Annotated in this window: 5 protein-coding genes; 3 read left to right on the top strand and 2 right to left on the bottom strand. The window is 48.0% G+C overall.

Annotated elements, in window-relative coordinates:
* Positions 1–351, top strand: a 351-nt coding sequence (locus tag AC4E7D_RS13340; RefSeq protein ID WP_490174277.1) for a DeoR/GlpR family DNA-binding transcription regulator, incomplete at its 5' end; no start/stop codon positions are given.
* Between the two features lies 1 nt (position 352).
* Complete coding sequence (gene murQ, locus AC4E7D_RS13335) at positions 353–1171, top strand: N-acetylmuramic acid 6-phosphate etherase (RefSeq protein WP_490174276.1); 819 nt, start codon at positions 353–355, stop codon at positions 1169–1171.
* Here murQ and AC4E7D_RS13330 read toward each other — a convergent pair.
* Both AC4E7D_RS13330 and AC4E7D_RS13325 read right to left on the bottom strand, forming a co-directional pair.
* On the bottom strand, positions 1168–1572 hold the full coding sequence (locus tag AC4E7D_RS13330; protein WP_490174275.1) for a c-type cytochrome: 405 nt from the start codon (positions 1570–1572) through the stop codon (positions 1168–1170). The two genes, murQ and AC4E7D_RS13330, sit on opposite strands and share 4 nt — an antisense overlap.
* Positions 1573–1605: 33 nt before the next feature.
* A complete protein-coding gene (locus AC4E7D_RS13325; RefSeq protein WP_490174274.1) occupies positions 1606–2727 on the bottom strand; it encodes a PQQ-dependent sugar dehydrogenase in 1122 nt (373 codons plus the stop codon).
* 148 nt (positions 2728–2875) lie between these two features.
* Between AC4E7D_RS13325 and AC4E7D_RS13320 the strand changes: the two genes are divergently transcribed.
* A partial coding sequence (locus tag AC4E7D_RS13320; RefSeq protein ID WP_490174273.1) for a hypothetical protein occupies positions 2876–3160 on the top strand: 285 nt, incomplete at its 3' end.

Below are 3160 nucleotides of genomic sequence, written 5' to 3'. Positions count from 1 at the left end.
ATCCGGGTAATCTTTCTTGGTGGCGAGCTCTCGAAGGAGGCGCAGATCAGTATTGGCCCCGGGGTGATTCACCAGCTCTCTGAAGTAAAGTTCGACTATAGTTTTATCGGAACCGGCTATGTGGATTCCCTGCACGGACTAACGGACTTTGATTGGGATATCGTACAAGTCAAAAAGGCCGTGGTACGGGCTTCCAAAAAAACGGTACTTTTGTGTATCTCGGAAAAACTCAATTCCCAGCATCGGTATAAGACTTGTGACATCAACGCCATTAATACCATGATCACGGAATTGGAGCCAGAGAACAACCTGCTTAATCTTTTTCGAAACCAGGATATCCGCCTGTTGTGATATGACACAATATAAGAAGATCACTGAATCCCCTTCCCATTATGACCATTTGGAGCAGCTGGACACCCAGACGCTTTTACAATACATGAACCAGGAAGACCAAAAAGTACCCCTGGCTGTAGCCAAAGTTATTCCCCAGATCACCAAATTGGTGGACCTCCTTGAAGAGCGTTTTTATAAAGGAGGGAGGTTGTTCTATATCGGAGCGGGAACCAGTGGTCGCCTGGGCATTCTGGATGCCTCTGAAATACCCCCAACCTATGGTATGCCACACGAATTGGTCATTGGCCTTATCGCGGGAGGTGACGGTGCGATAAGAAAGGCTGTGGAATTTGCAGAAGATGACCGTAAACAGGCCTGGAAAGACCTCAAGGCTCATGATATCAATTCCCTGGATACCCTGGTAGGTATTGCGGCTTCAGGAACTACACCCTATGTTCTGGGGGGGATAGAAACCGCACGAAAGAACGGTTTGCTCACTGCCGGAATAACGAATAATCCGGGGTCCCCGCTGGCACAGTTGGCAGAAATCCCCATTGAGATTGTAGTAGGACCGGAGTTTGTTACGGGCAGTACGCGGATGAAAAGTGGCACCTCCCAGAAACTCGCCCTGAATATGATTACCACCGCCTTAATGATTCGTATTGGCAGGGTAAAAGGGAACAAAATGGTGAATATGCAACTGAGCAACAATAAACTGGTAGACCGGGGCACCCGCTATCTGATGGAAGGCCTGCAGCTGGATTATGAACAAGCCCAGGAAGTGTTGAAAAAATACGGGTCGGTGAGGAAAGCCCTGGACGCCCTCAAAAAAGATTAACGGGGACCTATTTGGGCAACTTCCTCTTCTGTAACCGCTTCTTCCTGTTCATTTCCCCAGGAGTTCATCACGAAATTCAGAACATCTGCGATTTCCTCATCAGAAAGCCCCATAGGCATCATGGTATTGTTGTAGGTTTCTCCGTTCACGACTATTTCCCCCCGCTGACCGTATTTTACCCCGCGGATACTGGCCTCGCGATTGTTGGCAAGGTAATCTGACTTTGCCAGGGGCGGGAAGGTATATGGAACCCCTTCGCCGTTTTCCAGGTGGCAGGTCACACAAAAATCAGCATAAACTACCTTGCCCCTGGCCATGCTCGCTTCCAGTTCTTTGTCCTGGAAAAGGTGGTTGGACAGGGCGAACAGTAGTATGAGATATACAAATAATAGGTACTTCATGGCCTTTTAATGGGTTGGAAGGAGGAACCGGAATCAGTTATTCGGAACAAGTTTGAATATCCCTTTTCCTTCAACGGCCACATAGATATAACCATCCCGTCCTTGTTTTACATTCCGCACCCTTCCTACATTTTCCATCAATTTTTCGCGGTAGGTTACCGAATTTCCGTTGAGTTCCATGCGCTCGAGGTACTGAAAGGACAGGGAACCCACAAGCAGGTTGCCCTTCCATTGGGGGTAGCGGTCTGAGGTAACAAAGGCCATTCCACTGGGAGCGATTGAGGGCACCCAGTAATGGATGGGTTGTTCCATTCCTTCCATCTCTGTTTTATCGGTGATTGGGGTGCCGCTGTAATTGATTCCATAGGTGATTACTGGCCAGCCGTAATTGAGTCCCTTTTCCACTATGTTGATTTCATCTCCTCCTCTTGGACCGTGTTCGTGGATCCAGATAGCACCGGTTTCCGGATGGCGTGCCATACCCTGGGGATTGCGGTTTCCATAGGTATAGATGGCCGCTTTTGCTCCGCTTTGGTTTACAAAAGGATTGTCCGTAGGGATCCTTCCGTCATCGTGAAGCCGGTATACCTTACCTCCATCACGGGTGATATCCTGGGGATTGACATCCCTTTCACCCCGTTCCCCGATTGTAAAATAGAGGTAACCATTGGCATCAAACTCTATGCGGGAACCAAAATGCCGGCCTGCAGTCGTGTTCGGTGAGGCTTTATACAACACTTCCAGGTCGGTGAGGCTGTTTCCTGATAATTTAGCCCGGGCAATCGCCGTATGCCCTCCCTTCTCTACACCCTCCTCGGAGGCGTAAGAAAGGTAGATCCAGCCGTTATTGGCATAGTCAGGATGCAGCCTGATGTCCATAAGCCCTCCCTGTCCCCGGAAATATATGGGCGGTACATTTTGAAGGTTGGTCTTTTCGCCATCTTTGAAGAGGATAATTTGCCCCGCTTTTTCCGTGATGAGCATTCCTCCATCAGGCAGGAACTCCATTCCCCAGGGAATATCCATATCAGGGACCATCAATTCGGCAGTAAAAGTGACTTCCTGGGGGGTATTGATCTCATTATCACTTTTCTGGCCACAAGAGGAAATCGTCATTACAACGAAAAAACCGAGCAGGGCTATACTTTTTTTCATATCTGAACGTTAAAAAGAAATAATATTAAGTAGGCTTGAATGCCTAAAGATAAAGAGAAAATATAAGTTTAAATAATTACGCTTTAGAATATACTAGACCCCAAATCAAGCATATTCTTGCCATAACTCGAATTAACCTATGCTCCCCATGAAAACCAGGCATCTCTTGTATGCCGTGCTCTTGCTTGGGCTGTCAATTATAGGGACAACAGCCATAGCAAACACAAGTGTTTACGAGATTTTTTGGGCATCAGAAGCATCGGACGCTCCTGCAAGGAACGCGGATGCTACACGGGATTTTACTACCTCAGATACCTACACGGCGACTGCCGGACTGGCCAGCGCTCCCATGTTCATGACCATTATCCAGGGGGCGAATGAAGAAGTTACCTGTCCTAATGACGGAAGCACGCTGGCAAAGTTTTTCTTGTGC

This window comes from Lentiprolixibacter sp. (genome assembly GCF_982873095.1).
Note: the sequence above shows the minus strand (reverse complement) of the source record. Positions and strands in the feature narration are given on the sequence as shown.